The following is a 6699-nucleotide window of genomic DNA, read 5'->3' on the forward strand; positions in this document are numbered from 1 at the left end:
CTCTATTATGATGTTGAGACAGATACCCGCAAGTCAGGCGAGAAGATCTTCGACTACGTTGATCCTAAGAACCGTGCCGTGCAGATTGAAATGGAGAAGGCTTGCACCGAGCATCTGAAGGCCATCGGCGGTTTCCTCAGACCTGAATTCACACACATCGAGTTCAGCAACGATCCTTTCGAGTATGAGGCTTCTGTTGTAATTCCTTGCAAGAACAGGGTTCGCACCATAGGCGATGCAATCCAGTCCGCACTCAACCAGAAGACCACTTTCAAATACAATGTGATAGTTGTTGATGACAACTCAGAGGACGGTACCGTTGATGTAATCAAGAAATTCGTGGGTGATCCGAAACTCATTTACATTGCACAGGACAAGTCATACCATGCAATCGGAGGTAACTGGAACGTTGCTCTTCATCATCCGAAGTGCGGTAAGTTTGCAATCCAGCTCGATTCAGACGACGTTTACTTTGATGAGAACACCGTTCAGAAATTCGTTGATGCTTTCTATGCACAGAACTGCGCAATGGTTGTTGGTACATACAGAATGACCAACTTCCATATGGAGACCATCCCTCCGGGAATCATTGACCACAAAGAGTGGACACCTGATAACGGTCGTAACAACGCATTGAGAATCAACGGTCTTGGCGCACCAAGAGGATTCTACACACCAATGCTGCGCACAATCAATTTCCCTACAACAAAGTATGGTGAGGATTATGCAGTGGGCCTGCGCGTTTGCAGAGAGTATCAGATTGGCAGAATCTACGATGTAGTTTATAACTGCCGCCGCTGGGACGACAACTCCGATGCTTCCCTTGATATAGAGAAAGTCAATGCAAACAACCTGTACAAGGACAGAATCCGTACCTGGGAGCTCAAAGCGCGTATTGCATTGAACAGAAAATAACTGTGGGCTCTATGCAACAGTTGCAGGACACAATTGAAAAGATGCTTTCCCGCGAATTGAATCTTGGCGGGAGGGCATCCTTCAATTATAATGCACTATCGCAGGTGAAGAAAAAGGAGATGACAATTGACGGTCTCAATGTCAGGCTTCATTTCAATCCTGCGCGGGTGGCTTCCGTAATGGCCAAAGTGGATGAGAAAACTCTGCGTGAAAGGAAATGTTTCCTTTGCCCGGACGGGCTTGAATCAATGCAGCAGTCTCATCTCTGGAAATGTTCCGGTGATACGGAATATTTTCTCCGGGTGAATCCTTTCCCTATTTTCGAAAGGCACTTCACAATTTCAACAGCTGTTCATACAAGGCAGGAGATGAAGGGACATTTGAGCGATATGCTTGAATTCGCAGCCCTTCTGCCGGCTTATGACATTTTCTACAACGGGCCTAAATGCGGAGCTTCGGCACCTGACCACATGCATTTCCAGGCCTGCCCTAAAGATTCCCTCCCTGTGCAGAAAGCTTCTGGCCAGGCCTTGAGTCCGCTTTCAGAGGATGGACACGACTTTCTCAGCCCGCTTTCCCCCGGTATCTACAGAATCAACGGATATGTACGCGGAGCCTATCTTTTAGTTTCCTCCACCGGCTACAGGATGGAAAAACTGTTTTCATTCCTGATGGAAGCCCGTGCTGCCGCAGGCTATGGCCGGAGCAGGGAACTTCCTGCGAACAGGATATTCTGGGAAGGAGACAGAAGAATTGAGGACGAGTGGGAGCCAAGGATGAACGTCCTGACCTGGCGTGATGGTTTCAGCGCTGAATTCAGGACCATCGTTTATTTCAGGGAGGAATCACGTCCGGCCTGTTTCTTTGAGGAGGATCCTCAAAAGAGAATACTCATTTCGCCTGCGTCCGTGGAAATGAGCGGAATAGCAATAGTGAGCTCTGCTGACAGTTTTGAGAAACTGGATGCCGGGATATTGTCCTCAGTAATGAAGGAAGTGTCGTTGAGCGAGGATAAATGTGCCGTGGTGGAATCTTTCATTCAAGAACATAAGACATTAGAATAATATTCATAAACACTATGAGTCAGAATAATACAAGAACACAAGCTACATTGGCAGTTGGTATTTTCTCCCTGCCGGAAGTTAAATTCAGATTCCTTGCTCCTTATTCATTCAATGGAAAGGAATACTGCGGTGAATACAGCGCCTGCGTAAAGGACGGCAAAGTCTGCTTTGACGGGGGTCTGTATGATACAGTGGCATTCGAGGCTGTAGCGTTGGAGAACGGCGGTGGCGAAAAACCTCGTTTTGAACTTAAGGATGTTATAATAGGCGTGAACTTCCATTGGGAGCGCAAAGAGGACCAGACCTTTGACGGTACATTGAAACTCATAGTTGAAAACGGAACGGTTACAGCCATAAACCTCATTGGCATTGAAGATTACCTTTTGAGCGTGATATCTTCAGAAATGAGCGCAACTGCTTCAATGAACCTGCTCAAGGCCCACGCTGTAATTTCACGTTCATGGCTCATTGCACAGATAGAGAAGAACAAGGAGATCAAGGCAAGTTCAAAGGAATATTCAGCCTGTGCCGACACCCAGGACGAACTTATCAAATGGTACGACAGGGAGGATCACATAAACTTTGATGTGTGTGCCGATGACCATTGTCAGAGATATCAGGGCGTTGCTCGTCAGACAACCGACACCATACGCCAGGTGATTGACCAAACCTGGGGCGAGGTGCTCAAATATGATGGAAAAATCTGTGACGCACGCTTCTCTAAATGCTGCGGCGGTGTAATGGAGGAGTTCCAGTACTGCTGGGAGAATATCAAGTATCCTTATCTTGCCAAGCGTGCCGATACTCCTGATGAGAACAATTTCCCTGACCTTACAGTTGAGGAGAACGCACGCAGGTGGATTCTTTCCGAGCCGGAGGCTTTCTGCAATACAAAGGATGCAAAGATACTGAGCCAGGTGCTCAACAGCTATGACCAGGAAACCACGCATTTCTACAGATGGCAGGTGGATTATGATCAGAAGGAGCTCTCCGAACTTATTCTCAGGCGCAGCGGAGTTGACTACGGAGAAATAATAGACCTTGTTCCAATAGCCCGTGGAACTTCAGGAAGACTTTGGAAACTGAAGATTGTGGGAACCAAAAGAACAAAGATTATAGGAAAGGAACTTGAGATAAGGAAAACACTTTCAACAAGCCATCTTTACAGTTCCGCATTCGTTGTTGAAAAGAGCGGTGACGGTGCTGTTCCTTCACATTTCACTATCAAGGGCGCAGGCTGGGGACACGGAGCAGGCCTTTGCCAGATAGGTGCGGCTGTAATGGGAGCCAAAGGTTATGGCTATGAGAAGATTCTTGCACACTACTTCCCGGGCTCACAGCTTGTGAGGGAGTACTAACTGGGCAATCAACCATCGATGTAAATGATAATTATTATAAAGATATGAGCAAATTCAACAGCACACCATGGTCCTGGGTACCTACACTGTACTTTGCAGAAGGTATTCCGTATTTCCTAGTAAACAACATTTCAGTAATGATGTTCGCCAAAATGGGCGTTCCTAACGGCCAGATGGCATTCTTCACCACCCTTCTGTACTTCCCTTGGTTCCTCAAGGGAATATGGAGCCCTATAGTGGATGTAGTAAAGACAAAAAGATGGTGGATCACCTCAATGCAGCTCATAATGACTGCAATGATGTTCCTCCTCATGTTCACCCTGCCTTCACCTGAAACTGAAACAATCAAGGCCGGTGCCACTCAGATAAACATGTTCTGGCTCACACTTGTCCTGTTCATCATTTCCGCTTTCGCAAGCGCCACACACGATATTGCGGCGGACGGTTTCTATATGCTGGCCCATGACCACAGCAGCCAGGCCGCATTCATTGGAATCCGCAGCGTTTTCTACAGGGTTTCATCAGTTTTCGGACAGGGAGTGCTTGTTTTCATTGCAGGACTCGTTGAAAGGAACACATACGATCCAGCTACCGGGATGGGTAATATCCCTTATTCTTGGAAGATATCAATAGGAGTTGCGGCGGTCACCTTCCTGCTTGTTTCTCTCTATCATACCTTCCTTCTTCCAAAACCTGCCGATGACAAACCAAGAATCAGCGCCGACAGCGGTACGAGCACAATGGCCGAACTTGGCAATTCCTTCAAGACCTTCTTCACAAAGAAGGGCGTTGTTCTTGCAATCGCCTTCATGCTTCTTTACAGACTTCCTGAAGGATTCCTCATCAAGATGTGCCAGCCTTTCCTGGTTGCCGGCAAGGAGGTTGGCGGACTCGGACTGGGAACTGACATAGTGGGTGTTGTTTACGGAACCTTCGGAGTCATTGCACTGCTTGCCGGTGGTATCCTTGGAGGTATTTATGCCAGCCGTGTTGGTTTGAAACGCTCATTGTGGCCAATGGCGGCCTGCATGACACTGCCTTGCCTCACATTCGTTTATCTGGCAATATGCAGCCCTACCAATCTTGTACTGGTAACAATAGCACTTGTGATAGAGCAGTTCGGCTATGGTTTCGGTTTCACCGCATACATGCTTTATATGATGTATTTCTCAGAGGGAGAGTTCAAGACCTCGCACTATGCAATATGCACTGCGTTCATGGCATTGAGCATGATGCTTCCAGGCTTTGTTGCAGGTTATATACAGGAGGCGATAGGTTACGTGAACTTCTTCTGGATGGTAATGCTCTGCTGCATTGCAACAGTGGTTGTAACCTTCCTTGCAAAGAGAGTTGTTGATGCCAACTATGGTAAGAAATAATAATTGAAAGCCTATATGAAAAAGATAGTATTGTTTGCAGTTCTGATTGTTGCAATGATGCCTCTGCTAGGTTCCGCACAGGCTGTAAAAGTTGGTGTTGAGGTTCTCAGAGACAGCAATTTCAAGGTTCTTGAGGGCAAGAGGGTAGGTCTTGTCACCAATCCAACGGGAATTGACAGGAATTTCAATTCAACCGTTGACATTCTTTTCAATGCAGAGAATGTGAAACTGGTGGCTCTGTTCGGCCCTGAGCATGGCGTTCGTGGAAATGCATACGCCGGCGGCAGTGTTGAGGATACCGTTGACCCTGTAACCGGTCTCAAGGAATATTCGCTCTTTGGCAAGACAGTGAAACCTACTCCTGAAATGCTCAAGGATATTGACGTATTGGTTTATGATATTCAGGACAACGGTTGCCGTTCATATACCTTCATAAGCACACTTGCAATGCTGATTGAGGCCTGTGACGAACAGAACAAGGAACTTGTGGTGCTTGACCGCCCCAATCCTCTCGGTGGCAACAGAATAGAGGGAAGCCTGGTTGAGGATGGTTGCTATTCTTTCGTAAGCCAGGTGAGTGTTCCTTATCTTTACGGGCTTACAGTTGGCGAGCTGGCAAAGCTTGTGAACGAAGAGGGCCTGGTACGTGGCTCAAAAGGTGATCAGAAACCTTTCAAATGCAAGCTCACGGTAGTTCCAATGGAAGGATGGCACAGGGATATGCTGTTCGCACAGACAGGCCAGCCTTGGGTTCTGCCTTCTCCTCACGTTCCATCGGCAGAAAGCGCCTTGTATTATCCGATTTCAGGAATAGTCGGCGAGTTCGGATTCCTCTCCATAGGCGTAGGCTATACAATGCCTTTCCAGATGTTCGGAGCGCCTTGGATAAAGAGCGCGGAGTTCGCAAAGGCTCTCAACGATCTGAATCTTCCGGGTATCAAGTTCCGTGCGCTTGACTACAATCCATTCTATGCAGTTTACAAGGGTGAGAACGTTGGTGGTGTGCAGGTTTATATCACGGATTATGATGCGGCCCAGCTTACACCTGTGAACTTTTACGTAATGGAGACCGTTGCAAAGCTGTATCCTGATTACAAATTCTTTGAGAAGGCCGACAAGGGCCGTTTCAGAATGTTTGACATTGTCTGCGGCAGCGAATATATCAGAAAGACTTTCGCCGAGCACAATACATTCGAATCAATCCGCGAGTATTGGAACAAGGACATTGAAAGTTTCCGCAAGCTCAGCTCAAAGTACTATATGTACAGATAAGTATTATTTGAAATAGTGTGACAGTTTACGCGCCAGTGCGGCGGTGATGACACCTTGGTGCAGCAGGTTCTCAACAGTGAGTGCCGCTGCACCATATTTCTTTCTTATGAAACTCATGCTCCTTGCCGCAAATGCCCCAATATAGGGATGCGAGGCCATTTCCTTGTCTGAAAGTTCTGAAAGCGCAATCCTGCTGTCAAATCCTTCATTATTATACTCCGATGGCAATGAAACATGTATTCGGCTTCTGAGGCTGGCAAAACGTGCCGAGTCCACGCCGGGGATTTCAAGCAGCTGGCTGTCGCAGTAGAAGAAACCGAGCCTGTTGCGGTACTCCATGATCTTTCCGGCATAATAAGCACCTATCCCCCTGAGGGACGTGAGGTCGGCACTGTCTGCAAAGTTGAGGTCTATGGTGTCAGTGCGCCATGTCCGGACCCTTGCTGGCTGCAGCGAGTCGGTGTCACGTCGGAATTCCCTGGTTCTCTGCATTGTGTCGTATTCTTTCCATTCCCTCCTCTGATAGATTCCCCTGCTGCGATTCCTGCCATAATCTCCGGCCGTATGATTCAGCCTTCTTTCTGAACTGCTGCCGTAAATGTCAGGAATCACGATAAAGGCCTCCAGCTCCTGATACTTTTCCGGAGAAACGGTGTACATCCTTGCAAAATCCTCCTTCCTGCGGAATTTTCCTCCTTTACAGCGATAGTT

The 6699-nt window shown here is 47.5% G+C and carries 6 protein-coding genes; 5 read left to right on the forward strand and 1 reads right to left on the reverse strand.

Annotated elements, in window-relative coordinates:
- From AC06L3_RS02045 to AC06L3_RS02065, 5 genes are all read left to right on the forward strand, one after another.
- Nucleotides 1-915, forward strand: a 915-nt coding sequence (locus tag AC06L3_RS02045; protein ID WP_475668964.1) for a glycosyltransferase family 2 protein, incomplete at its 5' end; no start/stop codon positions are given.
- Nucleotides 916-926: 11 nt separating this feature from the next.
- On the forward strand, nt 927-1979 hold the full coding sequence (locus AC06L3_RS02050) for a DUF4922 domain-containing protein (RefSeq protein ID WP_475668965.1): 1053 nt from the start codon (nt 927-929) through the stop codon (nt 1977-1979).
- 14 nt (nt 1980-1993) lie between these two features.
- On the forward strand, nt 1994-3337 hold the full coding sequence (locus tag AC06L3_RS02055; RefSeq protein WP_475668966.1) for a SpoIID/LytB domain-containing protein: 1344 nt from the start codon (nt 1994-1996) through the stop codon (nt 3335-3337).
- A gap of 44 nt (nt 3338-3381) precedes the next feature.
- Nucleotides 3382-4716, forward strand: coding sequence for an MFS transporter (locus AC06L3_RS02060; protein ID WP_475668967.1), 1335 nt, complete (start codon nt 3382-3384; stop codon nt 4714-4716).
- Nucleotides 4717-4731: 15 nt separating this feature from the next.
- Complete coding sequence (locus tag AC06L3_RS02065; RefSeq protein ID WP_475668968.1) at nt 4732-5988, forward strand: exo-beta-N-acetylmuramidase NamZ family protein; 1257 nt, start codon at nt 4732-4734, stop codon at nt 5986-5988.
- A gap of 3 nt (nt 5989-5991) precedes the next feature.
- Here AC06L3_RS02065 and AC06L3_RS02070 read toward each other — a convergent pair.
- The coding region (locus AC06L3_RS02070) for a ComEA family DNA-binding protein (RefSeq protein ID WP_475668969.1) at nt 5992-6699 on the reverse strand (708 nt) is incomplete at its 5' end.

It is taken from the genome of Candidatus Egerieousia sp. (genome assembly GCF_056211015.1).

Excerpts from the sequence above, each read along its gene's own strand:
- AC06L3_RS02050 (WP_475668965.1), top strand. The coding sequence starts at position 927 with ATGCAACAGTTGCAGGACACAATTGAAAAGATGCTTTCCCGCGAATTG.
- AC06L3_RS02055 (WP_475668966.1), top strand. The coding sequence starts at position 1,994 with ATGAGTCAGAATAATACAAGAACACAAGCTACATTGGCAGTTGGTATT.
- AC06L3_RS02060 (WP_475668967.1), top strand. The coding sequence starts at position 3,382 with ATGAGCAAATTCAACAGCACACCATGGTCCTGGGTACCTACACTGTAC.
- AC06L3_RS02065 (WP_475668968.1), top strand. The coding sequence starts at position 4,732 with ATGAAAAAGATAGTATTGTTTGCAGTTCTGATTGTTGCAATGATGCCT.